Origin of the sequence: Lysinibacillus sp. ACHW1.5, from assembly GCF_022014815.1 — a bacterium.
Lineage (GTDB): Bacteria > Bacillota > Bacilli > Bacillales_A > Planococcaceae > Lysinibacillus > Lysinibacillus capsici.
In genome coordinates this window covers 173,117-193,304 of the sequence record NZ_CP091777.1, presented here as the reverse complement: position 1 = coordinate 193,304, position 20,188 = coordinate 173,117, and the positions used below count along the sequence as shown (strand labels likewise).

Below are 20,188 nucleotides of genomic sequence, written 5' to 3'. Positions count from 1 at the left end.
TTATAAACGTCCATTCATTCTTGCCACCTGCTGCAAAGGGTCCCAAACACCATTGAATGGTGGTGCATAGGCCAAATCTAAGTCTAGCAAATCAGGTAAGGTCATTTTACTATATAATGCTGTCGCAAACACATCGATACGCTTATCGACTCCCGCTGGTCCCACGATTTGTGCACCCAATAACAATTGATCACGCTTGCGAACGACCACTTTTATAAACATACGTTGTGCACCTGGATAATAGCCGGCTATGTGGCGTGCAGATAATTTAAATGCCTCATAGTCAAAACCAAGCTCTTTAGCATCGCGCTCATTAATACCTGTTGTAGCAATAGTTAAATTGAAAAATTTTAAAATAGAAGTGCCCACAATTCCTCTAAACGGGGCAAATTTGCCTGACATGTTGAGACCTGCTAAACGGCCTTGCTTATTGGCAGTCGTTCCTAAAGGTATATAATCTAAACGTTCTTTCACAATATTAAAGTGAGTTGCACAATCGCCAGCTGCATAAATATTTTCAAGGGAAGTCTCTAAATGGCGATTTACAATGATCGCTCCATTTTTTGCAAGTGCAATCCCAGTATCCTTTAAAAACTGTGTATTTGGTTTTATGCCAGAAGCGACAATGACTAAATCCGTCTCTAGAACGCCGTTATCTGTAATCACACGTTCCACTCGTTTATTTCCTTCAAAAGCTTCAACGCTCGTATTTAATAACAGCTCTACATCGGTCTTTTTCGCTTCCTCATGAACATGCTGAGCAAGCTCTTCATCTAAAATACGAGCCACATGACTTCCGCGCTGAATAAGTCTTACCTTTTTCCCACAGGCTTGTATGGTTTCAGCCATTTCTAAACCAATATAGCCACCACCTATGATTGTTACCTGCTCAATCTCTGGTGTTAAATCTGCCATCAAATCTTCCAGTTGAGGAATTGTTTTTACCGTATGGATACCATCTAGCTCATTCCCCCTTTTCACAGGCATGACTGGACTAGCCCCCGTTGCAATAAGAAGTTTATCGTAGGCAATCTCAAATTTATCGCCACTTGCTTGTGTACCTGTAATAACCTTCTTCTCTATATCTACATTCTCTACCTCATAGCCAACTCTTGCATCAATGCCATACTTATCTCGAAAAGTTTCGACATCTCTTGCAATTAGACGTTTGGTTGATGAAATACGACCATCTACAACATAAGGCAATCCACATTGCCCATATGAATAAATAAAACCACGTTCTAAAGTAGTTATTTCTGCTCCTGGAACATTCCGATAGATTTCCATTGCTGCAGACATACCTGCAGCATCTCCCCCAATGATGACGTATTTCATTCTACAAGCCCCCTTATTTTTTCCTTGTTGCCATTAAATCTGCATATTGATCGATATACAAACGTCGTTTTCCACCACTTACGATGACCCGTACCACATGAATAGCTATTATCATTGTAAGTGCAAAACCTGCTATTGCAGCAAGTAGAGAAATGACAATTTGTAGAACATAAAATGGTGAATCCATATCTAATTGGATGTCACCTAATGTTGTAATGGCTTCTGATAAACACAAGGTAGCGATAATAGCAATACAACGACGCCATGATTGCTTTACAATACTTTTGCCATTCTTGTTGACCATTGTAAAACGCATCACCTTCATACCGAGTGTTGCACCATTCATCATACTTGGTAACACCCCAAAGAGTACCACGTACAGAGCCATTTGCACTAAGAATTCAAAAGTACCGCTATACCCTGTCAGAACACCAATAATCATCCAAACTGATTGGACGATAAATAAATCAATGGCCAAAGCTAATAAAATAGAAATCGGCTTAACAATATCATTTTTTTCCATTTCAGCAGCTTTAGCCTCAACCTCTTCATGAGAGGGGAATAATGCCCAAACAATTGGTGCTAAGAAGAAACCTAGGAGCGCACCTACACTGTTTAGTAATAAGTCATCAACATCAAAGATTCGGTATGCACAATTAAAGATGCCATATATGCCTGTTCTTTGTGTGACCTCATAAAACAATGTTAGCAAAAAGCTAATTAAAAATGCACGTTTCCAGTACCTTCTTTCTTTAAGAAAATATCGCAAGTAAACGCCGAAAGGCATTAGTAGTAAGAAATTAAAGAAGGCTTGAAAAAATGCCTGTTGTTTTGTGATAGCAAGCCATGTAGATGGATTTGTTACTACAACGCCACTATCCTTTAAAACATCATCAACAAATTGAAAAAGTCGCAAATTAGTATGAACGGTGTCCGCGGATTGAAGTGAGCAAGTATCTCTTGTAGACGGAAATGGTAGTAATACTAAACAAAGCGCAGATAAAAAGTAAAAAATAAATGAGAACATGATAATGGTTTTGGACATCGATAAGTATCCATACTTGCGATACGTATAAATCAGCCATGGTATAAAAAGTACAAAGGATAAAATAATGGTTATGAAAAATGCTATAAAAATGGATTGCGTGTACGTTGACATAGAAACACCTCTCTCTTTAAATTGCCCTATTTTCTGAACACTAAAACTAAGTTTAGTCCTTCAATACGACATGTATATTTCATCAAGCTTACATAATCCTTAATTCAATAAAAAAACAGGTAAAGAATATTTACTCTCTACCTGTTACTTACTATGCTTTCGCTATTTCTTCTTTACAGAATGTCAAAACTCCTTCTAGTTCATCATCCTCTAATGCAAAGTCTAAATATTCACCTTCAGCCTTTTCCATGATGAAGTAATTTAATATAAATGGTTCTTCGTCTTTTTCACCAATTAGGACACGAATTTCAATGCCAGCTTCGTGATAAAGCTCATCCTCTTCATCAATTTCTACATCCAGAATAAATTCATAACGCTTACCTTCAATAATATTTGTTGGGTCTAAAATTTCTTCCATTGAGAATTGTGTAATTTCCATTATATTTGCTCCTTTTTCTTTAGCTGTTCTTTTCTATATTAAATCAATTTCAGCATGGGTCAACTAGAAAACCCGTATACACTTGTAGTTAATTATGCCACAATGAAATGGAATTAATTTAGAACTAAATTTCCCTACATACAAGGAGGCTTTTTCATGAAAGAGCTATTATATTATCAAGACGTTATGTTACAAGAGTTTGATGCAACTATTATTAGTAAAGGAACTGACGAATCCGACCGTCATTATGTTGTACTATCGAACACCGCTTTCTATCCAACTGGTGGTGGTCAACCTCACGATACAGGTACATTGAATGCGTTGGAGGTCATAGATGTTGAAAAAGTGGATGATGAAATTCGTCACTATATTGAAGGTGATCTATCGACTTTAGATGGTGTGGTACATGGCAAGTTAAATTGGCCAAGACGATTCGATCATATGCAGCAGCATGCTGGGCAACATATTTTAACAGCTGCTTTTGTAGAGCTTTTTAATGCGCAGACTGTAAGCTTTCATCTAGGCAGTGAGCAAGTTACAATTGATCTTGCTATAGAAACGATTTCTGAACAACAGCTTGCAGCGGCAGAAGCAAGAGCCAATGACATTATTTTAGAGAACCGCCCCATTCAAACTATCTGGGTTACAGAGCAAGAGCTGGGCAACTATAATCTTCGTAAAGAAGTTGCAGTGACGGGAGACATTCGACTTGTGATTATCCCTAATTTTGATTACAACGGTTGTGGTGGCACTCACCCTACATCCACAGGGCAAGTTAGTACCATCAAAATATTAGGGACCGAAAAAATGAAGGGCAATGTGCGCGTTTCTTTTGTGTGTGGTCAACGCGTTTTGACTGAGCTTGACATGCGGAAAAAAGTATTAGCGGACGTTGCTCGTCAATTAAGTGTCCCTGAGATTGATGCTGCCACAGCACTTACAAAAGTTTTATCTACTCAAAAAACTACAGAAAAAGCACTCGCTGCTGCGAAAGAGGAATTACTCACGTATGAAGCAAAGGCACTTGTTAATAGCGAAGGTGTCGTAACGGCTGCTTTTAATCAGCGAACAATGCAAGAGCTACAAAAAATAGCCCGTATGATTGTTACGGAACAGAAAGATGTAATAGCTCTACTTGTGTCTGAAAATGAAGGCAAACTACAATTCGTTGCAGCAAGAGGTAATAATGTTTCAAAAAGCATGAAGGATGTTGCCCAAAAGGCACTGCCGCTTATTAATGGTAAGGGTGGCGGAAATGACCAAATGGTACAAGGCGGTGGCGATTGCGCCATTTCTAAAGAAGAATTATTAGCAGCGATGCAAGACGCTTAATTGCATTATAATAGAGGAGCTGTTATTAATAGACAGCTCCTCTCTAATTTAATATTTAAATTTTTGAATGGCTTCATATAAACGTTTTGCCATTTCTGATAGTTTTTCAGTTTGATTGTTCATTACTGCTACCGTCTTCAACTGTTCCGTTGTTGCATCTGTTACCTCATGCACATAATCACTTGCCGCATGTGCAGTAGCTGCCATTTCTTCCATAGATGCGGAAACTTCCTCCGTATTGGCAGACATTTGTTCAGCTGAAGCATTCATTTCTTCAATTTGACCTGCTATTTCTCCTACTGCTTGAACCATTTCCTCGAAGCGTTCTCCTACTGCCTCAATGGAAGCTAAACCACGCTCAACATTATCTTCACCAGATTCTGCTGCTTTCACTACTTCTAATGTATAAGATTGAACTTTTTCAATGAGCACATTAATTTTAGTAGCTGATTCTGCTGTTTGCTCCGATAGCTTGCGAACTTCTTCTGCTACAACGGCAAAGCCTTTACCAGCATCTCCTGCCCGTGCTGCTTCTATAGAGGCATTCAATGCCAATAAATTGGTTTGATCGGAGATATCGGTAATCATTTTTGAAATTAAGCTAATTTCTTCTGACTCTTTTTCTAGCTTGTGAATAATTGATAGTTCATCTGTTGTGCCTTGCTGAATCTCATTCATACGTAAAACGGATTGTTGAACTGCATGATTGCTTTCACTAATTTTCTGGGAAATAAAATCTGTATTACAAGCAATTGTGGAGGCAACTTCAGCTACGTTTTGTATCCCTATCGCCATTTGTTCCATTGCTGAGGCACTTTCCTCTGCCATCACAGTTTGGCTTTGTGCCCCTCGATCTACTTCACTTATTGCACCAGCAATTTGCTTTGAACGCTTTGTTACTCCATTTACATCTCCCATTAAATCACACGCAGCTTCATTCACTGCCGTTGCTTCTCGACTCACTTTGGCTATCATTTCCCGCATATTATCAGTCATGCGATCTAATGCACGTGCCATCGTTCCCATTTCATCAATACGTTTCAAATATTTTTCTGGAATTTCCTGTGTAAAGTCACCTTCCGATAAGCCCTCACTAATGCGAAGTACATGTCGAAGTGGTCTACTAACAGAGCGAGAAATGGCAAATGAGATGCATAGCCCAAGTATTGAAACTATGATCGTAGTGACAATGAAGTTCGTCTTAAGCTTAGAAAGCCCTGAAAACATCTCATCTTCTAATGCGATAACCCCCATTTTCCAACCATTATCGAGGGTATGATAGCCCATTAGACTAGTTCCTGTATCTTCCGCTTCAAAAGAAAAATAACCGTTATCATTAGCAATCATTTCTTTAGCAGCCATTGCTCTGCCTGTCTTGATACCTGTTTCGTCTGCTTCCTTAATTGGATTGTATTGCTCCTTCACATACGAGTGATTATTATGTCCAATAATTGTTCCGTTAGCGTCTAACATAAATGCATAGCCACTGTCTCCAACCTTAATGCCTTCTACAATTTTAGATAGGTAATAGCCGTCAATACGTGCTAATAATAAAGCTTTTTCACCTGTCACTGTGTCAATTGGAGAAACGATTAAAATGACTGGTTCACCTGTTACACGACTAATCGTAATGTCAGACATGACAGACTTACCAGTAAAACCTTCTTTTACGTAATCACGATCCCCTAGATCAGCTGTTGTATCATCCAGATAATGGGCAACTCCATTAGCATTGATAATGCCAAAACCTAAGTAATTTTCATTACTGGCAAGACGTTTCGATAGATACTGTTTCTGCTTTTCAAAGTCCATGCTCCGAACTGCCTCTTGCTCTGCAATTGCTTCCACCTCTACCAGTGTTAATTGGAAGTGTTCTTCTATGTATTGGGAAACATCCTCTGCTCTAGATACCAAATTAGATTCCACCTGCTCATTCACAGCTTTTGTACTATTTATCCAAGTAGAGAGCCCAAGCGTGCCACATGTTACAAATACAAGAGCTATAATTGCAACTATTAATTTACCGCCAATACCTTTTAACCACATTTCTCTTTTTCTCACTTCTTCCATTATTAGCTATGCAATTCGCAAATTTTCACATAACTTCAGAGTAAAGTCACTAAAAGTAGAAGTCAACAAAAGTTTTCCAATATGATTAATAAATGTATAATAATACCATTTTCACTATCTTTATAGTGCTAACAATTTTCTACAAAATTTTCAATTCATAGATCCATCTTGTCATTAAAAAAGAGAGTACATCATGCTAATGGAGGAAATTAAAACATTTTCCAACAAAAATTGATTATAATTCACATTTTTTGCTGATTATTAAAGATAGGATCCGTTTAACACATTTTGAGGGGAGGATTTCCATGAGTTCAGACAAAAATAATGTTTCTCGTCGAGATTTTTTAAAAACTACTGGTATTGCTGCTGGTACATTAGTCGGTGGTGGTCTAATTGGAGGATTAGTAGGTTACAACATCAATGGTAAAGGTACTTCTACCCTAGAGCATGGTGGTCATGAAACAACGAATGAGGCCACAGGCTCACCAAAAGCTAAGATGTTTTTCAGAAATGAAAAAGATTTTAGTATCTTATCAAAGGCCACGGAACGTATCTTCCCAGAGGACGATTTGGGACCAGGAGCTATTGGTTTAGACGTTCCCTATTTTATCGATCATCAACTTGCAGGAAATTATGGGAGTAACTCTAAAGAATATATGCAAGGTCCATTTGATGTAGGTGCCCCAACTCAAGGCTACCAGAGCCGTTTAACGCGAGCAGAAATTTTTAGACAGGGTATTCAAAAAATGGAGGATGAAGCACAAAAGCGTTATAAGAAAAGCTTTAACGATTTAGATGGTAAACAAATGGATGAAATATTAACTGCCTTCCAAAAAGGTGACATAGAAATGGTTGGGGTTACTTCCGCTTTCTTCTTTACATTATTACGAGCGGCTACATTAGAGGGAGCTTATTCTGACCCTATGTATGGAGGAAATCGCAATATGGATGGCTGGCGTATGAAGGGCTTCCCTGGTCACCAGATGGCTTATATTACACAAATAGAAGATGCCAAGTTCCAAAAAATTGAGCCTAATCCATTAGGCAATCACTAAGGGGGGATACAAAATGGCTAAAACATTACCGAGTGTAGACGTTGTAACAGTTGGTGTAGGTTGGACTGGCGGTATTGTCGCTGCTGAATGTGCTAAAGCTGGCTTAAAGGTAGTTGGTTTAGAGCGAGGTCAAAAGCGTGGGACCGAGGATTATTTAAATGTTCATGACGAATACCGTTATGCCATCCGATATGATTTAATGCAAAATCTTTCTAAAGAGACCGTAAGCTTTCGGAATGATCGCAATATGAAGGCATTACCAATGCGTCAGCTTGGCTCCTTCTTACTTGGAGAAGGTCTGGGTGGATCAGGAACACATTGGAATGGAATGACTTATCGATTTTTACCCTATGATTTTCAAATCAAGACATTAACAGATAAACGTTATGGACCAAATAAGCTTGGACCAGATTATCTGATTCAGGATTGGGGATTAACATATGATCAGCTTGAGCCCTATTTCGATAAGTTCGAGAAAACAGCTGGTATTTCGGGTGATGATAAAAATAAATTTAGTGGAAAGCGTTCGAATCCCTATCCAACACCGCCTATGAAAAAAACGCCTATGCTTTCACAATTCGAAAAAGCTGCAACAAACCTGAAGCTAACACCTTATATGGTTCCATCAGCTAATGTATCAGAGGTTTATAAAAATCCTGATGGCGAAACAATCAACGCTTGCCAATATTGTGGTTTTTGTGAACGCTTTGGATGCGAATATGGTGCAAAGTCGTCCGCAGAAATTACTGTTGTCCCTACAGCCCTGAAGACAGGGAATTTTGATTTACGCTTTAATTCCAATGTTGTTGAAATTTTAAAGCAGGGTAACAAGGCTACAGGTGTAAGATATATCGATACTGTTTCGGGAGAAGAATTTATTCAGCCAGCTAATGCTGTTGTATTAACTAGTTATGTCTTTAATAATGCCAAGCTATTAATGGTCTCTGACATTGGTGAAAGGTATGACCCTACTACTGGCAAAGGAACACTTGGCAGAAACTATTGCTATCAAATCTTGCCTGGTGCCGCTGGGTTCTTCGAGGAACAATACAATACATTTATGGGTGCAGGTTCGTTAGGCATGTGTATAGACGATTACAATGGGGATAATTTTGACCATAGTGATTTAGATTTTATTCACGGAGGTAATATTGCACTTACACAGACAGGTACGCGACCAATCGGCTCAAATCCAACACCGCCTGATACGCCTACTTGGGGACCAGAATTTAAAAAGCAATCCATTTATTACTATACACGTTCATTTGGGATTGGTGCGCAAGGTGCATCTATGCCACATAAGGAAAACTATATATCACTGGACCCTACCTATAAGGATGCTTACGGGCTGCCATTAACTCAGTTAACATACAATTTTACTGATCAGGATCGAGCTCTTCATAAATATATCTCTGCACGTGCAGCTGACATTATGAAGGAGATGGGTGCAAAAACTATTGTCCCTAACGCGGAAATTACTGATTACAATATCGTGCCTTACCAAACAACGCATAATACAGGTGGTACGGTAATGAGCTTAACACCAGAACAAGGTGTTGTGAATAATTACTTACAGCACTGGGATGTTGATAACCTTTTCGCAGTAAGTGCTGGCAACTTTGCACACAATAGTGGTTATAATCCAACAGGCACATTAGGGGCACTTGCCTACCGTTGTGCTGAAGGAGTCATTAAATACAGTCAATCAGGTGGTTCATTAGTATAAAAATCATTCTAAAGGAGGCAAGACTTATGGGAGGTCTAGGAGCAATTGGAGTACCTGGGTTAATCATTATTTTAGTGATTGTATTAATTGTATTTGGCCCAAAAAAATTACCAGAAATCGGTGGAGCGGTTGGTAAAACGTTTGCCGAATTTAAAAAGTCTACTAAGGGACTTATAGATGATGAAGATGATACCGTGAAAAAGGTCGAAAAAAAATCTGATGCTTCGTAGGAGGGTTTCCTATGGATCCATATGAAGACGGAAAAAGAAAATATTTAAGCCCCCTAGATAAACCACAAGTCGAGCCTCCAAAGCCAGTGGAGGCTTTAGTTGAAATACCTACGGTAGCAATTGAAGAGGATCATGTGTCAGATGAACCCCTGATACCTGTTACCTCATTATTGGAGCATCTTAGTGATTTACGTAAGCAAATTATCAAAGGGTTAACGGTTTTTATTTTATTTTTCATTGTTGTCTTTTCTACTATTAATATTTGGTTTCCATTCATAACGCGAGGTCACTCACTCGTTATTTTAGGACCACTAGAAGTAGTTAAATTTTACATGACGATTTCAACAACTTTAGCTTTTGGTCTTGCAATGCCTTTCCTCGTCCACTTTCTTTGGAGCTTTATTAAACCAGGCTTAAAAGAAGAGGAAAGTCGATTTTTAGGCCTCTATGCACCAATCATGTTAGTTCTATTTTTAGTAGGAGTAGCTTTTGGCTATTTCGTCGTTAACCCACTTAGCTATACATTCTTAGTAAGCATTGGGGCTACCAATTTCGATGTCATGGTATCAGCAAATGAATATATGCACTTTTTAATCATGACTACAGTACCGCTTGGTCTATTATTTGAGTTACCGATTGTTGCCCTATTCTTATCAGCCATTGGTGTACTGACTGCTGAATCCATGAAAAAAATACGAGGCTGGTCTTATATCACAATGGGCGTAGGCTCCGCTGTTATCACGCCACCAGACTTTATAAGTCAGTTACTCGTATTAATACCAATGATTATTTTGTATGAAATAAGTATTTACCTCGTTAAACGTATAGAACGCAAACAAATTGAAAGCACTGCGTAAATTTTACGCAGTGCTTATTTTTTCTTTAGATCCATCACAATAATTTCTGGTAGATTAAAAATGCGATATGGTACTGAGCTATTACCCAGCCCTCTACTAACTACCATTTTCGTCGCGCCCGCTTCGTAGACACCAGCTGTATATTTTGGGAACAGACCCTGTCCTGGTGCAACAAGTCCTCCAAGCCCAGGAATACGAACTTGCCCACCATGCGCATGTCCCGAAAATACTAAATTTATGTGATAATTTACATACGTATTAAATATTTCTGGTCTATGTGCTAGTAACAACTTAAACATATCGTCTGGCAAATTGGACGTTGCTATGTCCAGCATATCTTCTGTTGTTCTACCCATTAACGGATCCTCAATACCAACAATCGCCAAGCGCTCCCCGTCGCGCTCTAACACGGTCGATTCGTTGGCCATAATATGTACCCCTAACGATGACAGCGCCTCATAAATTTCATTCACCTTATTCGTCGCTACCTCATGGTTTCCTAGTACATAATAAACATCCGCTATTTTTACTAGTCCTTCCACTGCTTGTAGACTTTGTTTTAAATTATAGCGATTACTATCGATTACGTCACCTGTGATAAAAATATAATCAGGCTTTGTATCTTTTACCTTAGCAATCAATTTTTGTTGCTTGTCACCAAAGACAGCGTCATGTAAATCCGAAACTTGTACAATGCGTAGCCCATCAAAGCTGTCAGGCACACTTTCTGATTCAAACACATGCTTACTTACGACTAGCCAGTGATTGTTTACGTACAAAAAAATGACTATAAAAACAACAAAGAAGATCCCATATAATAATTTTTTCAATCGCAATCGCTCACTTTGTGGCTACTTTTTTCAGAAATATTTCTGACTTTCTTATTATAAGCAAAAAACAGAGTGATTGTAAGTATATGCACTTTAAATACACAAAATGCACAAATACACTGAGCTTTAAATTTTTCTCATTAGCTTATGATACACGGTTTAATCTATTTTTTGTTAACTATTGCATGCTATACTATGGGTAGAAAGGCATATTTTATTATCCACTCATAATACGCCACGATTTGGGAAATGCATCTCATTTACTAAAGTGCGAGAATACTAATAAACTTAAATCAGTTAAAGGAGAAAAAATTGCTGTACTGTAGGTAATGATCCAATTAGATTGGACGGTATATGGTGTTTTACCACCTAATAAATTACATAATTTTCAGAATTGAGTGATTTCAGAGTCCAGCTTCCATCGCTACATGCAAGTAGAAAATTGATGAAGAAAAATTATTTAAAGCCAGTTACGCTACATAATATTCTAAATTTAGATGATAAGAGGTGAAAAAATGTTAAAAGCCATCATAGTAGATGATGAAATTTTAGCAATTAATTTATTAGAAGCCACGTTACATGATAATAGCGCTGTTACTATTATTGGAAAATTCATAAATCCACTAGAAGCTATAGCAAACATTCCTACACTTAAACCTGATATTCTTTTTTTAGATATAGATATGGCCGAAATGAATGGTATTGAATTTGCTAATAAGATTGCAAACTTTCCTTTTTTAATGGACATTGTATTTGTCACTGCCTATGAGCGTTTTGCAATAGAAGCTTTTAATGTACAGGCTGTTGACTATATTTTAAAGCCTATTGAGAAAGAGCGTTTAATGAAGACAATCAAGAGAATATTCATGCGTAGAAAGCAATTTCAAGTTAAAGCTGCTGTACACCACATAGAGGAAGATGCTCATATAATAGAGGATTTTCACTTTCATGTTCATTCTGGAAGAGTATATATCGGTAACACAGCATTAGCCCTATCTACAAAGGAATTTCAAATTTTTTTCTTTCTAGCACAACGACCAGGACAAATTTTTCCCCCATCAGAGCTGTATAAGCTTATTTGGGCAGAGGAAAGTATCGGGCATACACAGGCATTGAAGGTTCATATTAGTAATTTACGAAAAAAGCTAGAATCCGCTGCTGGCCATAGAGCAAAGATTATAACAGTGAGGGGTTCGGGATATAAATTCCATTTCGAGCCATGAAAAGAAGGGCACTGCGATTACATTATGAATCGCGTACCCTCTTTTTTGGTTATTTTTTTGCGGCTTCTTGAATCTCATAAAATGCCCAATGGTGTTTTGGAACATCTTTAAATAATGGTGTTTGATCTTCAATGAGGACTTGACGTTCAAACAGTCGATTTAGTACCTTCACTGCTTGTGCACGTGTTAACAATCCATCTGGATTGAATGTATCTGCTGTTATTCCTGTCATAATTTCCGCTGCATTGACAGTATCAATTGCTTTTGCTGCCCAATGATGGACGCTCACATCTTTGAATGCTGCACTTTGTGAAGTTGGTGGACAGAAATCTGCATCAGGACGTTCTACACATTGCTGTTCTATCCAGCGCGCAGCCACTGTAGCCATCTGTGCACGTGTAATCAAGCCGTTTGGATTAAAGTTAGTTGCTGTAACCCCTTTAAACAGACCCTTCTCCTTCGCAAATTCGATTGCATCTTTAGCATCGTGTTGGAATGTATCTGTATAGGTTGCCTTTGCTTGCGGAATGGCATTACCTGTTAATTGACGAGCAAACATACTTGCCATCTGTGCCCTTGTAACAGGTGCATTTGGACGGAAGGTACCATCTGGATAGCCTTGAATGTAAGGTAGATGTGTAACACCCTCAGTAGTTGGTTCCTTCACTTCTTCTTCCTTCTCTAGTAAGTAGAGAATGGAGAAGGTGGAGAACTTATTCACCTCAAACTGTAAACCTGTTATTCCCTTTTGATATTCTACACTCTTCCCACGCACAACTTCTTTTGTGCCATCACTATGCTCGATAAAGATCGCCAAATTGGCAAGTTGTTCATCTGTTAAATCTGTAGGCAATGGCAATGTTAATTTAACAGGACGGCTTTGCATATTGGTTTCAATGGTCATTGGGCGACCAAGCAACTCAACAACCGCATTTCCTGCCAACTGCTGTACAACCCTTTCCTTTTTAGCTTGTTCTTTAATATCCAATTGATCAGCCAGCCCTTTTATAGGGACAAGTCGGAAATAGAGATTATCATTAAACGTTTCCAACGAAGTTTTCGGCACTTCAATTCTAACGTTATCGGTAACAATTTCGAGATGGACTGCTCCATTTTGCAGAAGTGACAGCACATTTTTCGGAATGGACACCTGGACTTGATTTACTTGATCCTTCTCATCTGGAATGATAATCCTTGCTTTATCATTCCCTTGTTCCTTTAATTTCCTAATTGTCTCTGTTGCGCTCTGGGCCGTTAATGTCACTTCATCGTTTATAGTGTTATCTACATTTTTTTTTCGTTTTATTGTTGTTTTAGAAACTAGGTCGCCATCACCAGACTCAACATCTACCACAATTTCCTCTACATTGGTTGAAGGTGTTGATGCACCAGAATCAGGATTCGCTGAAGGATCGGTATTACCGCCACCTGTATCATTACTAATCCATTTTGCATAGATTACTGTGCTAGCTGTAATTGCAGTATCAAATTTAAATGGTGTTGTATAGGCATTATTTGTATACCAGCCAACAAATGTATAGCCGGCTTTCGTTGGCTCAATCGTAGGCTGACTTGCTTTTTTACCATGTTCTACCGTTTGATTTGAGATAGCACTACCGCCGTCGACATCAAAACTCACTGTATACATCACAGGATTCCATTTTGCATAGATGGTTGTGCTCTCGGTAATGGCACTATTAAAATCATATGATGTTGTATAAGCATTACTTGTATACCAGCCACCGAATATATAGCCCGCTTTCGTTGGCTTTTGGGCTGGCTGACTTGCTTTTTTCCCATGCTCCACCGTTTGATTTGAGACTGCACTTCCTCCGTTGACATCAAAACTCACCGTATACGTTATTGGTATCCATTTTGCGTATATCGTTGTGTGCTTAGTAATGGCACTATTAAAATCATATGGTGTTGTATAGGTAGTACTCGTATACCAGCCACCGAATGTATGTCCCGCCTTGGTTGGGGGCGGTGGCTCCGTTGCTTTCTCTCCATGAGCTATTGTTTGTGAAGCAACCGCACTTCCTCCGTCTACATTAAAGCTCACTGTATGCGTTACTGTCACAGGACTCCATTTGGCATAGACGATTGTGTCCCCCGTTATGGCCGTATTAAAACTAAATGGCGTATCCCCTACACTGCTTGTGTACCAGCCACCGAATGTATGTCCCGCCTTGGTTGGAGGCGGTGGCTCCGTTGCTTTCTCTCCATGAGCTATTGTTTGTGAAGCAACCGCACTTCCTCCGTCTACATTAAAGCTCACTGTATGCGTTACTGTCACAGGACTCCATTTGGCATAGACGATTGTGTCTCCTGTTATGGCCGTATTAAAACTAAATGGCATACCCCCTACACTGCTTGTGTACCAGCCACCGAATGTATGTCCCGCCTTGGTTGGGGGCGGTGGCTCCGTCGCTTTCTCTCCATGAGCTATTGTTTGTGAAGCAACCGCACTTCCTCCGTCTACATTAAAGCTCACTGTATGCGTTACTGTCACAGGACTCCATTTGGCATAGACGATTGTGTCCCCCGTTATGGCCGTATTAAAACTAAATGGCGTATCCCCTACACTGCTTGTGTACCAGCCACCGAATGTATGTCCCGCCTTGGTTGGAGGCGGTGGCTCCGTTGCTTTCTCTCCATGAGCTATTGTTTGTGAAGCAACCGCACTTCCTCCGTCTACATTAAAGCTCACTGTATGCGTTACTGTCACAGGACTCCATTTGGCATAGACGATTGTGTCTCCTGTTATCGCAGTATCAAAATTAAAGGGTGTATTTCCCGTACTGCTTGGGTACCAGCCACCGAATGTATGACCCGCCTTGGTTGGGGGCGGTGGCTCCGTCGCTTTCTCTCCATGAGCTATTGTTTGTGAAGCAACCGCACTTCCTCCGTCTACATTAAAGCTCACTGTATGCGTTACTGTCACAGGACTCCATTTGGCATAGACGATTGTGTCTCCTGTTATCGCAGTATCAAAATTAAAGGGTGTATTTCCCGTACTGCTTGGGTACCAGCCACCGAATGTATGACCCGCCTTGGTTGGGGGCGGTGGCTCCGTCGCTTTCTCTCCATGAGCTATTGTTTGTGAAGCAACCGCACTTCCTCCGTCTACATTAAAGCTCACTGTATGCGTTACTGTCACAGGACTCCATTTGGCATAGACGATTGTGTCTCCTGTTATCGCAGTATCAAAATTAAAGGGTGTATTTCCCGTACTGCTTGGGTACCAGCCACCGAATGTATGACCCGCCTTGGTTGGGGGCGGTGGCTCCGTCGCTTTCTCTCCATGAGCTATTGTTTGTGAAGCAACCGCACTTCCTCCGTCTACATTAAAGCTCACTGTATGTGTCACAGGATTCCATTTGGCATAAATCGTTGTGTCTCCTGTTATCGCAGTATCAAAATTAAAGGGTGTATTTCCCGTACTGCTTGGGTACCAGCCACCGAATGTATGACCCGCCTTGGTTGGAGGCGGTGGCTCCGTCGCCTTCTCTCCATGAGCTATTGTTTGTGAAGCAACCGCACTTCCTCCGTCTACATTAAAGCTCACTGTATGTGTCACAGGATTCCATTTGGCATAAATCGTTGTGTCTCCTGTTATCGCAGTATCAAAATTAAAGGGTGTATTTCCCGTACTGCTTGGGTACCAGCCACCGAATGTATGTCCCGCCTTGGTTGGAGGCGGTGGCTCCGTCGCCTTCTCTCCATGAGCTATTGTTTGTGAAGCAACCGCACTTCCTCCGTCTACATTAAAGCTCACTGTATGCGTTACTGTCACAGGATTCCATTTGGCATAAATCGTTGTGTCTCCTGTTATCGCAGTATCAAAATTAAAGGGTGTATTTCCCGTACTGCTTGGGTACCAGCCACCGAATGTATGTCCCGCCTTGGTTGGAGGCGGTGGCTCCGTTGCTTTTTCTCCATGAACTATTGTTTGTGCTGGGACTGTACTTCCTCCGTCTACCTCAAAGCTTACAGAATATGCTTTAAGTGTAGTTACATTCACCATAGTATAGGCTGTTTTATTTCCTGCTGCATCCTTCACTATGATGTTAAAATAGTAGGTTGTATTTTGTAATAAATCAGGTATATCAAATGTTGCGATATCCTTTGAATAGTTTCCTAAAGCAATGCCATTTGTCTCTATATGACTAACTGTATCAATATTGTTACTTGTAGATTGATAAACTTGATACTCTAAATCTTCTGTAGAAGTAATATTATCTGTTGCTTTTAGCCAGTTTAATCTCACGCTATTATTACTATTATTCTTAACAAGAATAGATGGATTGCTTATTTCTGGAGGTATTAAATCTTCTATACTCGTAACTGGTGCACTTACATCCAAATGATAAATCCTCACAAATATATCTGCAACTCCATCTGTTCTACTAATTCTAATTTCATCGATATTTTGCCATGGTTCTCCCGTTAATGGAACTTCAATTTTTTTAAAAGGCATGTACTGATTTATAACTACAGCTCCGCTAACAAATGTATTATCTCTATATCCTTCTATTTTGAGTTCTACAATTTCATTAACCGCACTTTCTAATCGTAATGAGTTTAGCTTAAAATTTCCTTTAATAGACTTAATAGAAGCTGTAGTAACAATACCAGGGTAACCCGACATCCCTAAACTCTTATCAGTTGGATAAAAATCGTCAATATCATTGTTACTATTATTTGAATCATCAAAAGTACCATCAATTTTTAATAATGCAAATTTCCAATCTCCTATAATACGGGGATTTGTTCCCACGCCGTCACTAGATTCAAAATCCTCGCTTGATGGAAATGTAGTTGCTGAAACTCTTGGAACCTCTACAATTGTCATCGAAGAAAGATTTAGTACCATCATACAAATGCACAGAATGCCTATCTTTAACCTAGAAAATATTTTCATCATAACACGCCCCTAAATTACTAAGGTCTCGGTGGATATAGTCCTTCGATACAAATAATATAGTTCACTGCTAAATAAGGTTGGCGATTATCAAATGAAGTACCACTACCTGTCTCTCCTATTATCCCACTAATTGATACATCACCAGTTACCGGGGCATCAAAGGACTTTAGAGTGCCGTTTGAAGTATTCTTACTATAAATATTAGCGTCCCTGCCATTAGAAATGCCTTTTCCGAGGGTACTGTTATCATCTGGAATATTAGTCGTACCATCATTATTTACAACTGGAATAGCCACACTAGCACTAGCGTTTTTAAGGATACCACCTGCGCTACTAAAAAGATGATTGTGTCTAGGTAAATTATTTATACTTAAAGTCGTCTGCTCTGTACCACCCTTACTACCATTCGAATAAGATGATATTCCTGCATCTCTTTGTCCCCCCATATCGGCACCTACTGGAACACGGCCATTAAGGTTGGGCAAATTAAAAACCGTTTTTCCATCCCCTCCGTATTGAAATCCAATCACTGCATACAAAGCTTGGTATTGATTAATTTGTAATTGTTGTCCATTACAAAATAACCATCCTCTTGGGGCATATGTTCCTGCCCAAGGTAAAATTACACCTATAAATGCTTCCATAAATATCTCTCCTTAAGTTTATTTTCTCCAGTACATATCAAATGTTGCTTCTTTATCCATGACAATCTTAAACCCTAGCTTTTTATATAACTGATAGGCAGCTATATTAAATTTAGCCACTTCAAGTTCTATGCCCTTCATATAATGAGTTGCTTCCTTCATCATAGATTGAATAATATACTTCCCAATACCTTTGCTTCTCCACGTATGAAGGAATCCTATCCAAATTAATCGATAGTCTGTATTTGTTTTATCAATGGTATATCTCCCGATTGGCTTCCCTTTATATTGAACAATTATCTTTTCTGCCCTCGGGAACATCTTCTTAGTTTGTACATCATCTAATTCATATTGTTGTTGTACAATACTTTTCCTTACATTTTCATCCTCTATATAGGATAACTCCATTCGTGATTCTTCAAATATTCGATATAATACCGCTTGGTCTTCCTTTGTAGCGAGACGTAAGCTTATTTCACCAAAATTTATCGAATTATCAGAAAAATTAGATGTAATTCCTTTCATATTTATCACCATACAATCAATTACTCTTAGGAGTTCTTATTTGTAACAATGATGGAACGCACAAAGTTATGCCCTTTTTCCGGTAGTTTTTCCCAACTATCTATATGAAATTGATGATCAGCCAAGCATTCAGCTCTATTTTGACTTTTTTGCGGTACGTCTAATGATAACGAGATGGTACCATAGGATTTTTCACCTGGCTGTACCTTATCTCGCCAAGAGCACGAACATTCATAGCCATTAGGCCCTGTTGAAGCCTTAATTCCTAAAGCCTGAATAGTTGTATTAGGCGGAACATTCATAGGCTCTTTGCCCTCAATATCCTCTGTATTCCAAATACCCCAAGTTCTCTCCTTATGAAAAACTTCTAATTCACGATCTGTTGCATTTGTTATCATTAACGAAAAAGTCCAAGTTGCCATTTTAATTCTCCCCTCCTGTTGTTACTTTTATCTTTGCATTATCCATAACATCGAATTCATGTGTACGGTTCAAAATTGCGTAATCCCATTCGGATGCTCCGATTAAGGTTGTCACATTTTCTTTATCAGTTCGATATAAAAGAATCATCTTACTAAAAATCCAAGGTATAACATCCATATCTTTATCGTTTGGTGCTTCAAATTCTCTATCAATTGACTTTCTTTCTGTTTGTTGTTGTTCTGTAGTCACAGAATTTAATATATTAAACTTCGCTCTTAATTCCGTCTGTAATTCTTGCTCAACACTCGCCTTCACTATCTTATCTTCAGAAACTGAAGCTTTTTCCGAAAATTTCAGTGCGGTTTCAATCGTGCTAACCTTTTCTATTACTTTTTTACTTGTAGTCGATATAAATCGTTCATCTTTTACTTTTATTTTTCCTCTTCTAGTGACAGTTTCAATTTTTGAAGCATCTGCTCTTATGCAAGTAACCTCAACAGAAAAATAATCATTAACTTCACGCTTTTTTAAATAAAGGCTATCAAAATCTACATCATTAACCCCATCCCAAAGTTTTTTCGAAATTTTAAATATAGATGTTTTAAATATTGCTTTCTTTTCAAAGTTAACTCCGCTAGGAATATACTGATTTAGATCAATAGTTTCTACATTCTCAACAACTTTTAATGAGTCTATTTTGGACCAATCTGTATATAAACTATTAGGTACTTCCTTTTTTCTAATCCTGTCCATCTTATTCGAAATCTGTATATCTCGAACAAAGTTATGTCCATCATGAGTAATACCCTTCCATCCATTCACTTCAAAATACCCATTCGCTCTGCAAGTTGCTTCATTGGGATTGTTATATGGCACATTAACATAAAGGCTTACTACACCATATGGTTCCAGCATATTCCCTTCATAATTCTTGTTATTATCCTTCCATGAACAAGAAAATTCGTAACCATTCGGACCAAAGGCAGATTTGACCCCAACGGCCTGTATTGTTTGTCCTGCTTTAATTGATTGGGGTGCTTTATCCTCTTCACCATTTGTATTCCAGTATCCCCAGTGCAATTGTGATTCCACCAATTCTAAATCTCGATCTGTGTCATTTGTAACGTTTAAACTAAATGTCCATGCCATAGCTTGGTACCTCCGATTAAAATATTTTAATATTCAGAAATCAATTTATATAAAAATAATTCTTATTACCTAATAAAAAATCTAAATGTCATATTTTTTAGTTCTTTATAACTTTTTTTCATTATATTATAGGTCCATAGATTCCGCTATGAGTTTATTCCATTTTTTAGGTTAATTTTTCTTAACCTTTTAACTTCTAATCAGAAATCTACTGATTAAAATGCTAATAAACAAAAGAATCTGCTAGAGAGCTAGCAGATTCTT

General features: G+C 38.7%; 16 protein-coding genes. 6 read left to right on the top strand and 10 right to left on the bottom strand.

Annotated elements, in window-relative coordinates:
• The 3 genes from L6W14_RS00960 to L6W14_RS00950 form a co-directional block, all read right to left on the bottom strand.
• Entirely contained in the window at positions 1–1,335 is a 1,335-nt protein-coding gene (locus tag L6W14_RS00960; RefSeq protein ID WP_131522171.1) for an FAD-dependent oxidoreductase, read from the bottom strand.
• A gap of 13 nt (positions 1,336–1,348) precedes the next feature.
• Positions 1,349–2,494 (bottom strand): VanZ family protein, encoded by a 1,146-nt coding sequence (locus L6W14_RS00955; RefSeq protein ID WP_131522170.1) that lies wholly within the window; start codon positions 2,492–2,494, stop codon positions 1,349–1,351.
• Between the two features lie 151 nt (positions 2,495–2,645).
• Entirely contained in the window at positions 2,646–2,933 is a 288-nt protein-coding gene (locus L6W14_RS00950) for a DUF6509 family protein (RefSeq protein ID WP_237899071.1), read from the bottom strand.
• Positions 2,934–3,089: 156 nt separating this feature from the next.
• Here L6W14_RS00950 and L6W14_RS00945 point away from each other — a divergent pair, with 156 nt between their 5' ends.
• Positions 3,090–4,265, top strand: a complete 1,176-nt coding sequence (locus tag L6W14_RS00945) for an alanyl-tRNA editing protein (RefSeq protein ID WP_237899070.1) — start codon at positions 3,090–3,092, stop codon at positions 4,263–4,265.
• Between the two features lie 48 nt (positions 4,266–4,313).
• Here the strand turns inward: L6W14_RS00945 and L6W14_RS00940 are convergent, their stop codons facing one another.
• The gene (locus tag L6W14_RS00940) at positions 4,314–6,311 is read right to left on the bottom strand and encodes a methyl-accepting chemotaxis protein (RefSeq protein ID WP_237899068.1); all 1,998 of its coding nucleotides are present in this window, start codon (positions 6,309–6,311) and stop codon (positions 4,314–4,316) included.
• 329 nt (positions 6,312–6,640) lie between these two features.
• Here L6W14_RS00940 and L6W14_RS00935 point away from each other — a divergent pair, with 329 nt between their 5' ends.
• Genes L6W14_RS00935 through tatC form a run of 4 tightly spaced genes read left to right on the top strand, consistent with a single transcriptional unit; the run spans position 6,641 to position 10,203 of the window.
• Positions 6,641–7,390, top strand: coding sequence for a gluconate 2-dehydrogenase subunit 3 family protein (locus tag L6W14_RS00935; protein WP_131522166.1), 750 nt, complete (start codon positions 6,641–6,643; stop codon positions 7,388–7,390).
• Between the two features lie 13 nt (positions 7,391–7,403).
• Entirely contained in the window at positions 7,404–9,116 is a 1,713-nt protein-coding gene (locus L6W14_RS00930) for a GMC family oxidoreductase (RefSeq protein ID WP_131522165.1), read from the top strand.
• A 26-nt stretch (positions 9,117–9,142) separates the two neighbouring features.
• On the top strand, positions 9,143–9,346 hold the full coding sequence (tatA, locus tag L6W14_RS00925) for a twin-arginine translocase TatA/TatE family subunit (protein ID WP_237899067.1): 204 nt from the start codon (positions 9,143–9,145) through the stop codon (positions 9,344–9,346).
• 11 nt (positions 9,347–9,357) lie between these two features.
• Positions 9,358–10,203 (top strand): twin-arginine translocase subunit TatC, encoded by an 846-nt coding sequence (tatC, locus tag L6W14_RS00920; protein ID WP_237899066.1) that lies wholly within the window; start codon positions 9,358–9,360, stop codon positions 10,201–10,203.
• Between the two features lie 14 nt (positions 10,204–10,217).
• On the opposite strand, the gene L6W14_RS00915 is transcribed toward tatC, so the two are convergent.
• Entirely contained in the window at positions 10,218–11,033 is an 816-nt protein-coding gene (locus tag L6W14_RS00915; protein WP_237899060.1) for a metallophosphoesterase, read from the bottom strand.
• 515 nt (positions 11,034–11,548) lie between these two features.
• Between L6W14_RS00915 and L6W14_RS00910 the strand changes: the two genes are divergently transcribed.
• Positions 11,549–12,256 carry a response regulator transcription factor gene (locus tag L6W14_RS00910; protein ID WP_237899059.1) on the top strand — a complete coding sequence of 236 codons (708 nt, stop codon included), beginning with the start codon at positions 11,549–11,551 and terminating at the stop codon, positions 12,254–12,256.
• A gap of 49 nt (positions 12,257–12,305) precedes the next feature.
• Here the strand turns inward: L6W14_RS00910 and L6W14_RS00905 are convergent, their stop codons facing one another.
• Genes L6W14_RS00905 through L6W14_RS00885 form a run of 5 tightly spaced genes read right to left on the bottom strand, consistent with a single transcriptional unit; the run spans position 12,306 to position 19,924 of the window.
• The gene (locus tag L6W14_RS00905) at positions 12,306–17,183 is read right to left on the bottom strand and encodes an InlB B-repeat-containing protein (protein ID WP_237899058.1); all 4,878 of its coding nucleotides are present in this window, start codon (positions 17,181–17,183) and stop codon (positions 12,306–12,308) included.
• A gap of 17 nt (positions 17,184–17,200) precedes the next feature.
• Entirely contained in the window at positions 17,201–17,827 is a 627-nt protein-coding gene (locus L6W14_RS00900; protein WP_131522158.1) for a phage tail protein, read from the bottom strand.
• An 18-nt stretch (positions 17,828–17,845) separates the two neighbouring features.
• The gene (locus L6W14_RS00895; RefSeq protein WP_131522157.1) at positions 17,846–18,364 is read right to left on the bottom strand and encodes a GNAT family N-acetyltransferase; all 519 of its coding nucleotides are present in this window, start codon (positions 18,362–18,364) and stop codon (positions 17,846–17,848) included.
• Between the two features lie 14 nt (positions 18,365–18,378).
• Positions 18,379–18,774 carry a hypothetical protein gene (locus L6W14_RS00890; protein WP_131522156.1) on the bottom strand — a complete coding sequence of 132 codons (396 nt, stop codon included), beginning with the start codon at positions 18,772–18,774 and terminating at the stop codon, positions 18,379–18,381.
• Position 18,775: 1 nt separating this feature from the next.
• Positions 18,776–19,924, bottom strand: coding sequence for a hypothetical protein (locus L6W14_RS00885; RefSeq protein WP_131522155.1), 1,149 nt, complete (start codon positions 19,922–19,924; stop codon positions 18,776–18,778).
• Between the last annotated feature and the right edge of the window lie 264 nt (positions 19,925–20,188).